Origin of the sequence: Amycolatopsis sp. NPDC001319, assembly GCF_042896185.1 — a bacterium.
Lineage (GTDB): Bacteria > Actinomycetota > Actinomycetes > Mycobacteriales > Pseudonocardiaceae > Amycolatopsis.
The window spans coordinates 137204-153263 of sequence record NZ_JBIAWY010000008.1 but is presented as its reverse complement, the minus strand read 5'-3'; the positions used below and the strand labels follow the sequence as shown (position 1 = coordinate 153263).

Annotated in this window: 18 protein-coding genes; 7 read left to right on the top strand and 11 right to left on the bottom strand. The window is 70.4% G+C overall.

The genetic code is table 11. The features are described from left to right. Positions 1-19: 19 nt before the first annotated feature. Positions 20-958, bottom strand: coding sequence for a LysR family transcriptional regulator (locus tag ACFY1H_RS29520; protein ID WP_366586228.1), 939 nt, complete (start codon positions 956-958; stop codon positions 20-22). A gap of 58 nt (positions 959-1016) precedes the next feature. Further along, positions 1017-1376, bottom strand: a complete 360-nt coding sequence (locus ACFY1H_RS29515) for a hypothetical protein (RefSeq protein WP_366586230.1) — start codon at positions 1374-1376, stop codon at positions 1017-1019. Positions 1377-1481: 105 nt separating this feature from the next. Between ACFY1H_RS29515 and ACFY1H_RS29510 the strand changes: the two genes are divergently transcribed. Continuing rightward, complete coding sequence (locus ACFY1H_RS29510; RefSeq protein WP_366586232.1) at positions 1482-1958, top strand: cupin domain-containing protein; 477 nt, start codon at positions 1482-1484, stop codon at positions 1956-1958. Positions 1959-1961: 3 nt separating this feature from the next. Here the strand turns inward: ACFY1H_RS29510 and ACFY1H_RS29505 are convergent, their stop codons facing one another. The 7 genes from ACFY1H_RS29505 to ACFY1H_RS29475 all read right to left on the bottom strand — a co-directional run bounded on the left by ACFY1H_RS29505 (position 1962) and on the right by ACFY1H_RS29475 (position 7443). Further along, positions 1962-3209 carry a flavin-dependent oxidoreductase gene (locus tag ACFY1H_RS29505; protein ID WP_386951609.1) on the bottom strand — a complete coding sequence of 416 codons (1248 nt, stop codon included), beginning with the start codon at positions 3207-3209 and terminating at the stop codon, positions 1962-1964. Positions 3210-3334: 125 nt separating this feature from the next. Further along, positions 3335-4495 carry an NAD(P)/FAD-dependent oxidoreductase gene (locus tag ACFY1H_RS29500; RefSeq protein WP_386951606.1) on the bottom strand — a complete coding sequence of 387 codons (1161 nt, stop codon included), beginning with the start codon at positions 4493-4495 and terminating at the stop codon, positions 3335-3337. Beyond that, a complete protein-coding gene (locus ACFY1H_RS29495; RefSeq protein WP_386951603.1) occupies positions 4492-4686 on the bottom strand; it encodes a ferredoxin in 195 nt (64 codons plus the stop codon). The genes ACFY1H_RS29500 and ACFY1H_RS29495 overlap by 4 nt, the downstream gene beginning before the upstream one ends. 43 nt (positions 4687-4729) lie before the next feature. Beyond that, positions 4730-4915, bottom strand: a complete 186-nt coding sequence (locus ACFY1H_RS29490; RefSeq protein WP_366586240.1) for a hypothetical protein — start codon at positions 4913-4915, stop codon at positions 4730-4732. Beyond that, on the bottom strand, positions 4916-5383 hold the full coding sequence (locus ACFY1H_RS29485) for an aromatic-ring-hydroxylating dioxygenase subunit beta (protein WP_386951600.1): 468 nt from the start codon (positions 5381-5383) through the stop codon (positions 4916-4918). Next, entirely contained in the window at positions 5380-6630 is a 1251-nt protein-coding gene (locus ACFY1H_RS29480; protein WP_386951597.1) for a Rieske 2Fe-2S domain-containing protein, read from the bottom strand. The genes ACFY1H_RS29485 and ACFY1H_RS29480 overlap by 4 nt, the downstream gene beginning before the upstream one ends. Before the next feature lie 72 nt (positions 6631-6702). Continuing rightward, positions 6703-7443, bottom strand: a complete 741-nt coding sequence (locus ACFY1H_RS29475) for an IclR family transcriptional regulator (RefSeq protein ID WP_386951595.1) — start codon at positions 7441-7443, stop codon at positions 6703-6705. Positions 7444-7640: 197 nt separating this feature from the next. Here ACFY1H_RS29475 and ACFY1H_RS29470 point away from each other — a divergent pair, with 197 nt between their 5' ends. The 4 genes from ACFY1H_RS29470 (at position 7641) to ACFY1H_RS29455 (ending at position 11571) form a co-directional block, all read left to right on the top strand. Then, on the top strand, positions 7641-8318 hold the full coding sequence (locus tag ACFY1H_RS29470) for an alpha/beta hydrolase (RefSeq protein WP_366586248.1): 678 nt from the start codon (positions 7641-7643) through the stop codon (positions 8316-8318). A gap of 325 nt (positions 8319-8643) precedes the next feature. Beyond that, the gene (gene glnA / locus ACFY1H_RS29465) at positions 8644-10068 is read left to right on the top strand and encodes a type I glutamate--ammonia ligase (RefSeq protein ID WP_386951592.1); all 1425 of its coding nucleotides are present in this window, start codon (positions 8644-8646) and stop codon (positions 10066-10068) included. Positions 10069-10103: 35 nt separating this feature from the next. Next, positions 10104-10796, top strand: a complete 693-nt coding sequence (locus ACFY1H_RS29460; protein WP_366586252.1) for a gamma carbonic anhydrase family protein — start codon at positions 10104-10106, stop codon at positions 10794-10796. Between the two features lie 160 nt (positions 10797-10956). Further along, on the top strand, positions 10957-11571 hold the full coding sequence (locus tag ACFY1H_RS29455) for a TetR/AcrR family transcriptional regulator (RefSeq protein ID WP_366586254.1): 615 nt from the start codon (positions 10957-10959) through the stop codon (positions 11569-11571). A 12-nt stretch (positions 11572-11583) separates the two neighbouring features. Here the strand turns inward: ACFY1H_RS29455 and ACFY1H_RS29450 are convergent, their stop codons facing one another. Beyond that, positions 11584-12546: a YafY family protein gene (locus tag ACFY1H_RS29450; RefSeq protein WP_366586257.1), complete on the bottom strand. Its 963-nt coding sequence runs from the start codon at positions 12544-12546 to the stop codon at positions 11584-11586. A gap of 90 nt (positions 12547-12636) precedes the next feature. Here ACFY1H_RS29450 and ACFY1H_RS29445 point away from each other — a divergent pair, with 90 nt between their 5' ends. Then, positions 12637-13098: a nucleoside deaminase gene (locus tag ACFY1H_RS29445; protein WP_386951588.1), complete on the top strand. Its 462-nt coding sequence runs from the start codon at positions 12637-12639 to the stop codon at positions 13096-13098. Between the two features lie 9 nt (positions 13099-13107). On the opposite strand, the gene ACFY1H_RS29440 is transcribed toward ACFY1H_RS29445, so the two are convergent. Beyond that, the gene (locus tag ACFY1H_RS29440) at positions 13108-14352 is read right to left on the bottom strand and encodes a diguanylate cyclase (RefSeq protein WP_386951585.1); all 1245 of its coding nucleotides are present in this window, start codon (positions 14350-14352) and stop codon (positions 13108-13110) included. Positions 14353-14551: 199 nt separating this feature from the next. On the opposite strand from ACFY1H_RS29440, the gene ACFY1H_RS29435 reads away from it, so the two are divergent. Beyond that, positions 14552-15886: a histidine-type phosphatase gene (locus ACFY1H_RS29435; protein ID WP_386951582.1), complete on the top strand. Its 1335-nt coding sequence runs from the start codon at positions 14552-14554 to the stop codon at positions 15884-15886. Positions 15887-16060 lie beyond the last annotated feature (174 nt).

Below are 16060 nucleotides of genomic sequence, written 5' to 3'. Positions count from 1 at the left end.
TATGGTTGCGCCGCGATGATCAGCTGAGCCCTTCGCCGATACCGCGCAGCGCCTCGCGCAGCCAGGCGTGCGCCGGGTCGGGGTCGAGGTCGTCGTGCCACCACAGGCTCTCCACGATGCCCTCGGGCTCGCCCGGGCACTCGAGGACCTTGAGGTCCAGCCGCTTCGCGAACTCGACGGCCAGCCGGCGTTGCACCAGCGCGATCCGGTGTGTTCCGGCCACGAGCGCGGGCACGGCCTGGTAACTCTCGACGCTCAGCGCGACCTGCGGCGCGAGCCCCAGCTCGGCCAGCCGCCGCGGTACGGGCGGCAGGGCCACACCCGGCTCCCGGTGATACGGCACCACCCAGTCGAGCCGCTGCAGGTCGGCCAGGGTGAGCCCGTCGTCGCCGACGTCGTGGCCGGCCCACACGACACACACCCACTCGTCGCGGAACAGCTCGGCCGAGCGGAGCCGGGGCAGGTCGTCGAGCTCGATCGGCGGCGCGACCACCCCGTCGACGAACCGGGCGATCCGGGGCAGATCCGCACTCAGCGCCTCGCGGACCAGCCGGATCCGCAGCCGCGCGCGGGGCGCCTCCCGTTCGAACAGCTCCGCCAGCGGCCGGCCGATCACGGCGAGCGTGTAGTCGGCCATCAGCAGCGTGAACTCCCGCACCGACGTGCCGGGAGCGAAACTCGACCCGGTGGCGAACAGCTGCTCGGCGGCCGCGCAGACGTCCTCGACCTGGCGCACGAGCTGCCGGGCCAGCGGCGAGAGCACGTAACCGCGGCCGCTGCGGACCAGCAGGTCGTCCTCGAAGTGGCGCCGCAGCCGGGCGAGAGCCGCGCTCAACGCCGGCTGGCTCACCCCGACCCGCTCCGCCGCACGGGTCACGTTGCGCTCCCGCAGCAGCTCCCGCAGGACGACGAGCAGATTGAGGTCGAGCCCGGCGAGCTGCGTCGCACGGCGGCTCATCCCGCCCCGCCGTCTGTGTGCCCGACCATTCCCGTCACCTTACGGGGCCGGGCGGCCGTCATCCCGGGCCGTCGGGATGGGCGAGGTCGTAGGCGCGGGAAACCTTCTGCGGGACCACCATCCGCCACGCGTCCACGACGAGCTCGCGAGCCTCGGCAGCGTCCAGCGCGGCAAGCTCGGCGTCGACCCAGTTGAACCGCAGGTCCGACTCCGACGGCAGCCGGAACTTCTCCGGCTCGCCGGCGACGAGCGCGGCACGCTCCTCCTTCGGGAACGCGAACCCCATCACCGCCTCGTCGAGGGAGAACGCGACATAGACGATCTGCTTGACCCGGAACTTCAACCGGCCGCGCACGTACACCGGATAAGAACGGTCGAGCTCCGAACCCAGGCCGCGAACATCGTCGACCACCGCCACGACACACCTCCTCACCCAGGACGAAGGCTGCCATGTCAACGCTGTACAACGCGACCGGTATGGCGCAAAGTGCTCAGCAGAGGTGACCATCGGCCAGGAGGTGTGATGACCGGCGAGGAAATCGTGCTCGGTCCCCTACCGAAGGGGATCACTCCCGCCCACGAGGGCATGCGGAAGAAGGTGTGGAACGTGCTCGGGCACACCTACTCCATGAAGGCCGCCAGCGAATCGAGCTTCGCGTTCGAGACGCTCGATCCTCCGGGCACCGGCGTACCGCCGCACGTGCACCCGACCCAGGACGAGCACATCTACATCCTGGAGGGCGTGTTCACCCTCTACCTCGACGGCAAGTGGGAGACCGCGGGCCCCGGCGACACCGTGCGGATGCCGAAGGGCCTCCCCCACGCCTACTACAACCGCAGCGAGGACATCAGCCGAGGGCTGTTCTGGGTGAGCCCGGCCGGGCGGCTCGCGGAGCTGTTCGACAAGCTGCACAACCTGGAGGACCCGGCCGAGGTGGTCCGGCTGTCGGCGCTGCACGACGTCGACTTCCTGCCGCCCGGTTCGGTGGAGGGCGCCTGAGGTTCACCGGCCGGGGTCGTTCACCTGCTGCTGCGATGCCCCGGAAACCTGGGCGTAGCCGGTGACGACGGCCTCCAGTTCCGCCGCGTCGATCACGTCTTCGAGGCGGGAAAAACCGTCCGGAGCGCGGCGCTCGACCTCGTCGATGACATTCTCCGGCCCGCCCTCGCGATTGCGGAGCACGATCTCGCCGGTGGCCGCCAGGCGGTCGTCCTGGTAGGCCCGAAGTGCTGCGGTGGGGTCGGAGTGCCGCGCCAGGTGCCCGGCGAGGCTGGTGGCGTCGAGGATCGCCTGGCCGGCGCCGTTGGAGCCCATCGGGTACATCGGATGCGCGGCGTCGCCCAGCAGCGTCACGCGCCCGTGCGACCAGGCGGGCAACGGATCGCGGTCGCACATCGGGAACTCGAAGATCTCCTCGGTGGCCTCGACCAGCGCGGCGTGGTCGACCGTGGGCAACCGGAACCGCCCGACGTAGCGGGCCAGCTCCGCCCGGTCGGCGGGCTTGGCCCAGTCCTGGCGCTCCGGCGGCGGATCACCGGGTCGCCCGGTGCGGATGCAGATCGCCCAGTTGGTGAGCCGGGTGCCCGCGCTCCGGCCCGGCGCGATCGGGTAGACCACCAGCTTGGCCGCGGTGCCCCCGGCGACGATCATCGAACGACCGCCGCCGAACTCCGGCCAGTCGGTGGCACCGCGCCACATCAGGACGCCGTTCCACCGCGGCGGTCCCTCCGCCGGGAACAGCAGGGACCGCACGGTCGAGTGGATACCGTCGGCCGCCACCAGGACGTCGCCGCGCACCGTGGCCGGCGCGCCACCGTGCCGGTCGGCGAAGTGCGCCTGAACGCCACTGTCGTCCTGGTCGAACCCGACCAGCCGGTGCCCGGTTCGCACCGCGTCGGCACCGAGCCGCTCCCGGACCGCCCGCAGCAGCATGCCCTGCAACCGGCCCCGGTGCAGGCAGAACTGGGGAAGCGTGAACCCGGCGTCCAGCCCGCACGGCTTGCGCAGGATCACCTGCCCCAGCCGGTGGGTGTAGAACAGCTCGCGGGTGCGGATCCCGACTTCGTCGAGCGAGTCGAGCAGGCCGAGTGCGGCGAGCTCCTTGACCGCGTGCGGCAAGGCGTTGATCCCCACGCCCAGCTCGCTGATCCGCTCGCTCTGCTCATGGACGACGCACTCGATGCCTTCGTGGTGCAATCGCAGGGCCGCGGTGAGCCCGCCGACCCCCGCTCCGACGATGACGACCTTCATCACGGCCACCTCCTGTCCCGACCTCGCAGCATCGCCGAGACGCGCGGTTCACGCCACCCCCGATCGGTGGCACCGCGAATCGGGCGTTTCCTCTCGGGCAGCGTCTTGCGGCTGCCGGTGCACGCTCATCGCGGCACGGGCGCGGCCTTCAGCATGACGGCGCGCAACCGGGCCAGCTCGCGCGGAGCGTTGCACGCGAGTGCACCGGTGAGGGTGCCGCCCTGGTCGTAGGTGGCGGTGAACGTGCCCCGGCCGAATGAGACCCGCACGTGGTCGGCGGGGTCAGGCGTGCCGAGGCAGTGCAGTTTCCGGTCGTATTGGTCGGACCAGAAGTACGGAAGCGCCGTGTACGGCGTGCGGTCGTCGCGGACGAGGGCGCGGGCGGCGTGCCGGGCCTGTTCGACGGCGTTGGTCCAGTGCTCGACGCGCCGCAGCCGCCCGGTGCGCGGGTCGGGAAACCGGGCGACGTCGCCGACCGCGAACACGGTGCGGCCCGGGTCGGCCGAGAGCGAGCCGTCCACCAGGACACCGTCGTGCACGGGCACTCCCGAGCCGGCGAGCCACCCCGTGGCCGGGGCGACGCCGGTGCCGAGCACGACAAGATCGGCCGGCACCGTCTCGCCGTCGGCCAGGACGACTCCCTCGACGTGATCGCGGCCCCGAATCCCCTGCACTCGCACACCGGTTCGCAACGTCACGCCGTGGTCGCGATGGACGTCGGCCACGATGCCGGCGACGCGGGGACCGAGCAGGGCCAGCGGATGGGGTTCCGGCATCAGCAAGGTGACGGGGAGACCGCGGCCCCGGACGGCGGCGGCCACCTCGGTGCCGATGAAACCACCGCCGATGACCGCGACCGTGGTGGCGGTACTCAGCGCCGCGCGCACAGCCAGCGCGTCGTCGAGGGTGCGCAACGGATGGGCGCCGGGAGGTAACCGCCACGGCACGCGCGGGGTCGTCCCGGTGGCGATCACGGCCGCGTCGTAGGCCAGTGTGTCGCCGTCGTCGAGCCGGAGCGTGCGCTTCGCGAGGTCGAGACCGATCGCGCTCCGGCCCAGCAGCAGCTCGGCGGCGAGGCCGTCGACGTCCAGCCGGGTCTGCTCGGGAGCCCACTCTCCGCTGAGCACCTGTTTGGACAGTGGCGGGCGATCGTAGGGCGGATGGCGTTCGGCACCGATCAGGGTGATCCGGCCGTCGAACCCCTCGGCTCGCAGCGCCTCCGCGGTACGCACGCCGGCCAGCGACGCGCCGACCACCGCCACGTGGCGCCGAGCCGCCCGTGTCACCGGCCGGCCAGCCGGATCGCCTGGCGCGGGCAACTGCGCACCGCCTCCTCGACCGCGGCGCGCTGGGACTCGTCGGGGGTCTCGTCGAGGATCGACACGAGGTTGTCGTCGGTGAGGTCGAAGACTTCCGGGGCGGTGATCACGCAGCTGGCGAATCCTTCGCAGCGTGCGGTGTCGGACTCCACGTGCACGACGGTTCCTTTCGGATGGCTCGGATGGCTCGGGTGACTCGGGTCAGTGCGGCCGGACCAGGCCGGCGAAGTCGTCGTGGGTGAGCCGGGTCAGGCTCTCCACCTCCAGCACGTCCAGGTGGATGGCGGCGCCGGTCTCCAGGTTTTCCACCAGCAGCCGGGGGCCGGCACCGGCGGTGTCGACGCTGACCCGGACCGTGCCGAACTCGTTGCGCAGCACCAGCGACATCTAGATCACGAACGTGAGGTTGAAGATGCTGGACTCGCAGTTCACCAGGACGACGGTTTTCGCCGCGATCCTCCACCGATCGCCGTCCCACCGGAACCGGTGCCGGTACTCCCCCGCGAACAACCGCTGCGTCTCCTTGCGGTCCTCGGCCAGGATGAAATTGGACAGCACGGCGTCCTCGCGGATTCGCACGTTGCCGATCACCCGCCGGGTCGCGGATTGCGGGATCTGGGCGTGTGCGGGCCCTTCCGTGAGCCGCCAGACGCGCTCGCGCATCCGCTCGCGATCGTCGTGGATGAGCGAAACCTCGCGAGAGGGATCGGTGCTGTCGCGGCGGGCTGGCACCCAGTACACGGCGTCGTCGGTGAACATGTCCAGCCAGCCCTGCAGGTCGCCGTCGTCGAGGGCTTCGGCCTCGGCGTAGAGCAGGTCTTCGGCTTCGGTCCGGGAAAGGCGCATCGGTGTCATGCCGGCTCCCCCTGTGTCATCAGCCGCCGCCATTCGCGGAACAGCCCGCGCTGCGGTGTCTCGTCGCTGGGCTTGCCGCGCCGCACTCCGTCCGTGCGCCGCTCCTCCTCGTGCAGGCCCCGGGTGAGTACCAGCCACGGGTCGCCGGCCACGGCCGCTGCCCCTTCCTGCACGCAGACGAACGCTTCCGCGTCGTCCGGGGAGATGAAGGCCCCGGTGGCGAACGCTTCTTCGAACTCACGCAAGCGCTCCGCGTTCAGCTCCGGCGGCGCGTCGGCGAAGAGAGTCGGGGTCATCGTGATCTGGGTTCTGGCCGGTGACAGCGGGGTGATCACCCGCAGGTTCTGCAACGTCAGGTGCAGGTTCGGGTAGATCATCAGGTTGAACTGGCCGAGGAGCGCGGTGAACACCCCGGCGCCGTGCTCGCGTTCGAGCCGGTCGGTGTACTCGGGGTACTGGGCGCGGAACTTGGCGATGTCCGTCTCGCCGGGCCACCGAGCGAGCAGGACGTGCCCGTACGGGTGCGCTTCGCTGTAGCCGACCGCCTCGTCCCGGGAAGCCAGGCGCGCGTGCGTGCGGTCCGGGCTCTGCTCCCGGATGTTGAACCACGTCTCGTGCAGGGTGATCGCGTGGTAGCCGTCCACGCCACCTTCGAGCGCGTGTTTCCAGTTCGCCGGGTACTCCTGACGGTTCACCCCCGCCGAGAGCTCCAGCACGTGCTCGAACGCGGGGTGGAAAAAGATCGTGTCCAGGTAGTGCCGAGCCGTGCCGAGGTACTCGGTGAGCTCCACGATTTCCGGGTCGAGGCTGGCGAACACCAGCCCGCGGTAGGTGTCCACCCGCGGCACCGGCAGCAGGCCGAGCGTGGACTTGTCGAAGTCGTCGCCGTAGCGCGCGGCCCCGGGAACACCCAGCAGCTCACCGGAATTGCGGTACGTCCAGCCGTGAAAGGGGCACCGGAAGAAGTTCGCGTTGCCGGTTTGCTGGCGGCACACCACCGACGCGCGGTGCCGGCAGCGGTTGAACAGCACTCGAATCTCGCCGCCGGTGTCCCGGACGACGATGACAGGGTGCCGGCCGATCCGCGCCGTCTTGTAGTCGCCGGGCTCGCGCAACTCCGAGACGTGCGCGACGTAGACCCAAGTGCGCCCGAAGATCCGGTCCATCTCCTGGTCGAACAGCCCGGGATCGGTGTAGACGCGGCTGTGCACCCGGTCCTCGAGGACCAGGTCCGCGGTACTGGGCATGCGGTTCCTTTCCGTGCGACACGGCGGCACGCGGTCACGCCCCGCCGGAGAACTGACGATCGCGGGCGGGCTTCACCGCGCCCGATGCCCGAGCGCGGCCGAAATCGCGCCCGTCGCCGCCAGCAGATCGGGAAGGATCCGCTTCACGGCGGCGCTGCCGAACCGGTTGGTCGGCCCCGACACGGTGGTCGCGGCCGTCACCGCGCCGTGCCCGTCGCGGATCGGCGCCGCGACGCCCCGCCCCGTCGCCGGATCGGCGTCGGTGGTCTCGTAGCCGCGTTCCCGGATGCGCCGCAGGCGCGCATCACCGTCGGACCGACCCGCTTGCCAGGCCAGCAGGCAACGCCCGGCCGCCAGGTCGAGCGGATCACGGGCGGTACCGAGCCGGGTGTAGGTCCGCACCTGGTGCGCGCTGTCCACCCGATCGACGCAGATCGCCAGATCGTGTTCGAGAACCCAGAGCGTGACCTGCTCGCCGGTGTCGGCGGCCAGCCGGCGCAGGTGCCCGGCGGCGGCGGTTCGCACGTCCAGCGGTGCGATCGCCACGCTGCCGAGGTGCCACGTGCTGAGCCCCAGGCGATAGCGCCGCGTTTCGGGATCCTGCACGAGGTAACCGCGGTCCACCAGAGTCCTGGCCACCTTGTGCACGGTCGACTTCGGCAGGCCCACCGCCGCGCTCAGCTCGCCGAGCGCCAATTCGGGCCGCTCGAAGCTGAATGCCTCCAACACGTCCAGAGCTTTGCTGAGCGATTGGACCGGCGGTTGCGGTGCCGATCCAGTGCGTTCCCGATTAGCGAATGCCGCACCTTCCACGGGACCACGTTAGGTGGCACCTTCCTGCAGGTCAAGCCGTTCCCGATTGGCGAATGGCCGCGAATCGCGGTCTTGACAACGCGTGTTCCCGGGCGAACAGTGAACCCGCCGCGAGCTGGTTTTCGCACCGGACAACCAGCTTTTCCGGCACTTGTCCGAGCCGGCGGGCCGGCTTCTGCGATTCACTGGAGAATCACATGGATATCGTGCTGGTGCACGGCGCCTGGTGTGGCGGCTGGATCTGGGACGACGTCGCGCATCGACTGCGTTCGGCCGGTCACGAGGTGCACGTCGTGGAGCAGCTGCCGAGCTCGGATCCCGCCGCCTTCGGCGATCTGGCCGCCGACGCGAAGCACCTGAGGGCGGTGATCGACCGGTGCGCCGGCGAGGCGTTCGTGGTCGGGCACTCCTACGGGGGAATGGTCCTGACCGAGGTCGCCGACCATCCGAAGATCCGCCACAGCGCCTACCTCACCGCGTTCTGGCCGGTCGCCGGTCAGTCCTTGATGGACATTCGTTCCGAACACCACCTGGAGTGGCTCACCGGCGGGCCGGACGGCACCCTGCACATCACCGACGACCAGGAGATCGCACGGCAGGTACTCGGGTCCGATGTGGACTCCGACCGGTTCGCGATCTTCCACCGCAACCGCCAGGCGCAATCGGTGGCCAGCTTCACCAGCGTGAGTACCGCGCCGCCGCGAAACCATCCGACGACCTATGTCGTCTGCGAACGCGACCAAGGAATCCAGCTCGCCGACCAGGAGCGGATGGCCTCGCGAGCCGACGTGGTGCACCGGCTCGATGCCGCACACCTCGCACCGTTCTCCCAGCCCGAGGCGCTCACGAAGTTGTTGCTCGGCCTTCGGTCCTGACCGCGCCGTTTGGGATTCGAGCCGCCTTCTGCGGGGCCTTCGTCCCGGCGTCGGCGACGCGCCGCCGCCGGCGTGGAGCGACAGCCTGACACCGGAAGTCCGCGCACATTCGCCGGTGTGGTGCGACATCCCGTTGGAGATTCTCTATTTTCCGGGCGAGGACCGTTGCCCGGGGTCGGCGTCAGTGGCTGGTTCCAGGCCCCACACAAAACTGTGCCGCGTTGGAAGAAGAGGTCAGCCGAGCTCACCGTGGGCGTCCTCGATGTGCAGTAAACTCATTGCCCGCCGCAATGCGTCCTCGATACCGCGAAGGAGACAGGAGAACATGTTCACCAACGCCGACGAGATCCTCCGCTTCATCGCCGATGAGGACGTCCAGTTCATCGACGTCCAGTTCTGCGACCTGCCCGGCATCATGCAGCACTTCACCGTTCCGGCAGTCTCCTTCGACGCGGAGTCCTTCACCGAGGGGCTCGCCTTCGACGGCTCGTCGGTCCGCGGGTTCCAGTCGATCCACGAGTCGGACATGCTGCTGCTCCCCGACCCGGTCACGGCCCGCGTCGACCCGTTCCGAGCCCAGAAGACGCTCGCGATGAACTTCTTCGTGCACGACCCGTTCACACGCGAGGCGTACAGCCGCGACCCGCGCAACATCGCCCGCAAGGCCGAGCAGTACATCACCGAATCCAGCATCGCGGACCGGGCGTTCTTCGGGCCGGAAGCGGAGTTCTACATCTTCGACTCCGTCCGGTTCGACTCGGCGGAGAACGGTGCCTTCCACGAGGTCGACTCGATCGAGGGCTGGTGGAACACGGGCGCCGACGAAGCCGGCGGGAACCAGGGCTACAAAACGCCGTACAAGGGCGGCTACTTCCCCGTCCCGCCACGGGATCACTACGCCGACCTGCGTGATGAGATCGTGCGCGACCTGGCCGGCGTCGGGATCGTCGTCGAGAAGGCCCACCACGAGGTCGGCAGCGGCGGCCAGGCCGAGGTCAACTACAAGTTCAACACCCTCCTGCACGCCGCGGACGACCTGCAGTTGTTCAAGTACATCGTGAAGAACGCCGCCTGGGCGGCCGGCAAGACCGTCACTTTCATGCCCAAACCACTCTTCGGCGACAACGGCTCCGGCATGCACTGCCACCAATCCCTGTGGGACGAGAACGGGCCCCTGTTCTACGACGAGACCGGTTACGGCGGCCTGTCCGAAATCGGGCGCCACTACGTCGGCGGCATCCTGCACCACGCGCCGAGCCTGCTGGCCTTCACCAATCCGACGGTGAACTCCTACCACCGCCTCGTCCCCGGCTACGAGGCGCCGATCAACCTCGTGTACTCCCAGCGCAACCGCTCCGCGTGCGTCCGGATCCCGATCACCGGCGCCAGCCCCAAGGCCAAGCGCATCGAATTCCGCTGCCCCGACTCCTCGGGCAACCCCTACCTCGCGTTCGCCGCCATGCTGATGGCCGGGCTCGACGGGATCCGCAACAAGACCGAACCGGCAGCGCCGATCGACAAGGACCTCTACGAACTGCCACCCGACGAAGCCCGCGAGGTCGCCCAGGTCCCCGGGTCTCTGGAGGCGGTGATCGACCGGTTGGAAACCGACCACGAGTTCCTCCTCAGAGGCGGTGTGTTCACCCCGGACGTGATCGAGACCTGGATCGACTTCAAGCGGGAGCACGAAATCGACCCGATGCGGCTGCGCCCGCACCCGTACGAGTTCGCTTTGTACTACGACGTTTGAGGGGTGACAGCGCCGAACAACCGATCGGAGGCGCGATGACATTTCCCGAGGACTACCTGCACCCGGTCGGCCGCGGCGCGGTTTTCATCGAGCACCAGCACCGGCACCCGCGGGTCGACAAGTCGGCGTACATCGCCCCGACAGCCGTGCTGTGCGGAGATGTCACCGTCGGGCCGCACAGCCGGGTCCTGTTCGGCGCCGTGCTGACCGCGGAGGGAGGGCCGGTCGAGATCGGCGCGCACTGCGTGATCATGGAGCACGCGGTGCTGCGCGGCTCCCTGCGCCATCCGGTTCGGCTCGGGGACCACGTCCTGGTCGGGCCGCACGCTCACCTCAGCGGATGCGTCATGGAAGGCAACGCGCGCGTCGCGACCGGGGCGATGCTGTACAACGGCGCGCGCATCGGGTCCGGCGCCGATGTCGGGTTCGGGGCCGTGGTCCACGTGAACACCGTGGTTCCGCCGGGAACGACGGTGCCGATCGGCTGGTTCGCCGGCGGTGACCCGGTTCGGCTGATCCCACCGCAGCAGTGGGACCGCATCGCCGCGGTGATGGAACCGCTCGACTACCGGGGAACTGTCTTCGGCGTGACCGAGGCGCCGGGCGAATCGGTGATGGCCCGGATCGCGCAACGCTACGCGCGGGCGCTCGCACTGCACCGCTACGACGAGAACGTCACCCCGGAACTGCTCGGCGAGCCCGACGACGAGCGGAGGGATCGCGTGTGACCGGCTTCCTCCGCGGGTCTGCACCTGGGTGTCGGTGAGCTCCTTCGTGGGACATCCCCGTTTCGGGGACGCATCACCGGATCTCTGCACAAAGCAAGCGCTTAGAATGGGCTCGGTTCACGCCCGCCGGGCGCGGCAGCTGATCTGGGAGGATCGCCGGATGACGACTTCGCTCTCGGCCGAGCTGTGGCCCGACGTACAGCCCGAGACCGCGCGCCGGCTGATGCTGGCCGGGGTGGAGTCCTTCGCGAAGCGTGGGTACCACGCCACGACCACGCGGGACATCGCCGGAGCCGCGGGCATGAGCCCCGCCGCGTTGTACGTGCACTTCCCGTCGAAGGCGGCGCTGCTGTTCGAGATCAGCCGCAGCGGCCACGAGCAGACGCTGGCGCTGGTGGAGAACGCGCTGGAGAAGGCCGAGGACCCGGTCGAGCGCATCCGGCTCGTGGTCGAGGACTTCGTGGCCTGGCACGCGCGGCGCCACACCGTGGCGCGGGTGGTGCAGTACGAGCTCAACGCGCTGCCGGAGAAGGAGTTCGAAGTCGTCACGGAGCTGCGGCGGCGCATCGAGCGCATCGTGCGCGACGTGATCGCCGCGGGTGCCGAGTCCGGTGCGTTCTCCGTGACCGATTCGCACACGGCCGCGCGCGCGGTGCTGTCGCTGGGTGTCGACGTGGCCCGCTGGTACAGCGAGCGCACGCGTCAGACGCCGGCTGCGCTGGGCAAGGAGTACAGCGAGCTGGTGCTGCGGATGCTCGGCACGCGGACCGCCTGACCCGCGGGCCGCTCAGCTGCGCGCCGCCGCCGCGGCGAAGCGGTCCGCGATGCGCGCCAGCCGGTCGAGCAGGCCGGGCGGCGCGTCTTCCACCACGAAGTCGTAGTCCCACTGCGCGAGGTAGAACGGCGCCGCCGCGAGGTCGGTCGCGCCGGTTCGCAGCCGGCACGTGTGCTCGTCCACGGGCTCGACGGTGCCGGCGGTCGGCGGCACGCGGGCCGCGAGCTCCTCCGCCGGCACCGACACGAGCAGGGACATCTGGTGCGCGTACGGCGCCGAAGAGATCGCCTGCGACACGTACGCGGCGAGGTCCTCCGCGGGTGGCTCGCGCGGCGTGAAGCGGAACCCGGGCGCCGGCACGGCTTCGATGCGGTCGACGCGGAACGTGCGCCAGCCGTCGCGGCGCAGGTCGTAGGCGACGAGGTACCAGCGACGGCCGGTGTGGACCAGGCGCAGCGGCTCGACGTCACGCTCGGTGACCTGGCCGGTGTGGTTCGCGTAGGTGAAGCGCAGCCGTTCGTGGTCACGGCAGGCCGCGGCGATCACCGTGAGCACCTCGGCGTCGACGACCGGTCCCCCGCCGCCGAGCTGCAGCATCGCCGAACCCATGGCGCTCACGCGGTGGCGCAGCCGCGCGGGCAGCACCTGTTCGAGCTTGGCCAGCGCCCGCACCGACGTCTCCTCGATGCCGGACACCGTGCCGTTCGCCGCCGTCCGCAGGCCGACCGCGACGGCCACGGCCTCGTCGTCGTCCAGCAGCAACGGCGGCAGCGCGGCGCCGGCCCCCAGGCGGTAGCCGCCCGCGACCCCGGGCGTCGCGTGCACCGGGTAACCGAGGCCGCGCAGCCGCTCGACGTCGCGGCGGACCGTGCGCACGTCGACGCCCAGCCGGTCGGCCAGGTCCGGCCCCGGCCAGTCGCGCCGGGCCTGCAGCAGGGACAACAGCCGCAGCAGCCGCTCCGAGGTTCCGTACATGCGGGCCACTCTGCCAGACCTCGCGGACAGGATCGGTCCTCGATGTCCGTGGACTTGCCTTCCGCGAGCGGGGCCGGTGAAGTGGTGACCATGCAGATCGATCCGCACGCGTTGCTCGCCGTCGCCCGCGAGGAGGCCGAGCTCGGGAAGGCCGAGGGCGGCGTGCCGATCGGCGCCGCCCTCTTCGACAGCTCCGGCACACTCCTCGGCCGCGGCCACAACCGCCGGGTGCAGGACGGCGACCCGTCGCTGCACGCGGAGACCACGGCGTTCCGCAACGCCGGGCGCCGCCCCCACTACCGCGACACGATCATGGTCACCACGCTCTCGCCGTGCTGGTACTGCAGCGGCCTGGTGCGCCAGTTCGGCATCCCGCGGGTGATCATCGGTGAAGCCAAGACCTTCTCCGGCGGCCACGACTGGCTCGCCGAGCACGGCGTGCGCATCGACGTCCTCGACGACCCCGCGTGCACGGGGTTGATGGAGGAGTTCATCGAGACCCGGCCGCAGCTGTGGTTCGAGGACATCGGCGTGCCGTCCACTTCGGACTGAGCTACCGGGCTACTGGGCTTCCGGACTGCCGGCGCACACCGTCCGGTTGCGACCGCCGGCTTTCGCGCGCCGCACGGCTTTCACGGCGGCCGCGAACACCGCGGCCGCCGTGTCGCCGTCAGCGGGACGGGATGCGACGCCGACGGAGACCGTCGCCCACGCGAACTGCGGGCTGCCGTAGGGCGCCTTCAACGCGACAGCCGTCGACGCCACACGCAGGCGGATGCGCTCGGCGATGGCGAGCGCGTCGAACGGCTTGGTACCGGGGAGAAACACGGCGAACTCGCCACCGCCGGAGCGCCCGACGAGGTCGGCCGAGCGGACTTCGTCGCGCAGCGCGTCGGCGATGGCCCGCAGCACGGCGTCGCCGATGCGGCGGCCGTGGCGGGCGTTGACGTCGCCGAAGCGGTCGAGGTCGAGCACCAGCACGGAGTACGCCGGGGCGGGCTGCCCGTGCGCGGCGTCCCACCAGGCGGACGCCGTGAGGGCGCCCGTGCCCGGGTCGGCCGTCGGCGCGGCGCGCGGGGTGGCGCCGACGCCGCCGCGGTGCAGCACCACGAGCGCCGCGGCGAGCAGCGGCACGACGAGCGGTGAATCCACCACGGCCCAGGCGAGGGCAATGCCCAACCCGGCCATCGCGACGTCGAACAGCAGCCCCGCCACACCCTGCCGATAGCCGCGCACGACCCCGGTGAGCGCCGCGTCGACGAGCAAGAACACGACGGCGGCCACCACGAGCAGTCCCATCAGGCGGACGTCGCCCAGCGAGCTCGGCGGGACCGGAACCGCCCACGCGAGGAACCGGCCGGCCAGCAGCACGGCCAGCGCCGTCGCGGCCACCTCGAACACCTGCCGGTACGGCGCGCGCCGCCGCACGCGCAGCCACCGGTGCGCGCCCGAGACCACCGCGAGCACCACGGCGGGCACCGGCGGCAGCACCACCGCGCCGGCGAACACCCACGGGGTGCCGAAACCCGGGCCCAGCAACGTTTCCCCGCGTCCGCGTTCGGCCGCGCGGCTCAGCTCCGCGCTCACCAGCAGCCCCGCCGCCAGCACGGCGAACCTCGCGGAACCCGTGAGCGGCACGGGGAGCAGCACCGCCACGGCGACCGTCGCGGCCAGCGCCACCACGTCGACGCACACCACGAACGCCGCCAGCGCGCGGGTGCGCACGCGCCACAGCTCCCAGTTCGCCACGGCGACGGGAAACCGGCGCCGCTCACCCCCTCCGGCCGTCGCCGGATCCCCCACCATTGCGAAAAAATAGCCGGTTCACCGCGGTTTCGGCACCGTCTTAAGTGTGGCGGCGGTTTTCGGCCCATGAGCCACGACCCTTCCCGATCACCGGAACCCCGGGAATTCACCGCCGCGATACCCGCCGTCCCGAACCGCGTCACGACCGGCGGGTCTACTGAGCCGTCCTTTCACCCAGACCAGACAGCGGGGTAGCTCGATGAGACGTGTTGTGGCCGGAATCGGCGGGGCCGCACTGGCATTGTCAGGGCTGTTCGCCCTGCCCGCGCAGGCGCACGAGGGGCACGCGACGGACGCGTTCACCACCAAGACCGCCTACGAGCCGCAGGGCGACCTGTCCTCCTACGAGCGGCTGCCCTCGTCGTTCCGCCCGGTGTTCACCGAGAACGTCTCGCGCCACGGCGCGCGCACCCTCTCCGACAGCGACGACGGCGACGCCTTGCTGGCGCTGTGGAACACCGCGAAGTCCGAGGGCGCGCTGACCGGCGTCGGCAAGCAGCTCGGCCCGGACGTGCAGGCGCTGCTCGCCGCCAACGCCCGCGACGGCTACGGCCTGCTCACCCAGGAAGGCCGCGACGAGATGCGCACCACCGCCCAGCGCATGGTGCGGCGGCTGCCGTCGCTCTTCGCCGACGCGGCCAAGGGCACGACGCCGAAGATCGACGTCGTCGCCTCGAGCCAGCAGCGCACAGTGGACAGCGCCAACGAGTTCGTGGCGGGGCTCAAGGCCGCGAAGCCGGGGCTGACGACCACGGCCACCCGCACCGACGACACCCTGCTCTACTTCCACAAGTCGAACGTCGAGTACAACGACTACGTCGACAACGACCCGCGGGTGGCCGCCGCCGAGAAGGCCGCGACGGACCAGCCGCGCACGCACGCCGTGGCGCGTTCGGTGCTGCAGCGCAGCTTCTCGAAGAAGTTCGTGGACGAGATCGCGGCCGGGAAGCACGCGGAGTTCAAGGACGAGATCGCCGCGGCCGACGCGGTGTACGCACTGGACCAGGTGACCGTGGACCTGCCGGGCGAGGGCCACTGGCACTTCGACCGCTACATCACGCTCGACGAGGCCTCGTGGTTCGGCTACCTCGACGACGTGACTTCCTTCTACGAGAACGGTCCCGCGTTCTCCGGCAGCGACATCACGTACAAGATGGCCGGCGGCCTGCTCGGCGACATGTTCGCCCAGCTCGACGCCAAGCGCGCCGGCACCACCACGCGCGACGCCGAGCTGCGCTTCTCCCACGCCGAGGAGATCTTCCCGCTCGCGTCGCTGCTCGGCCTGCCCGGCAGCACCCAGCAGCAGCCCGAGAGCAAGCTGTTCACCTACGCGAACAACCCGTTCCGCGGCGCGCAGGTGGCGCCGATGGCCGCGAACATCCAGTGGGACCTCTACACCGACGGCCACACCTACCTCGTGCGCATGCTCTACAACGAGAAGCAGACCGCGTTCAAGGCGAGCTGCGCGCCGGTGCACCGCGGCAGCTACTTCTACCGGCTCGACGAGCTCGAGCGTTGTTACGGCCAGGCTTGATCTTCCGTGGCGGATCTTTCGCCGCGGGCCCGTTTTTCGTTCCAGAGCACGACAACGGCAGCCGTGCCGAGTCCATGATCACCGGACGCCCACGTGACCACTACCGACTTTCGGTGGTTTTTTTCTTTCCGCCTCGGGATCTTGACACTTCTTAATGGTCTAGTCCATTGTGAC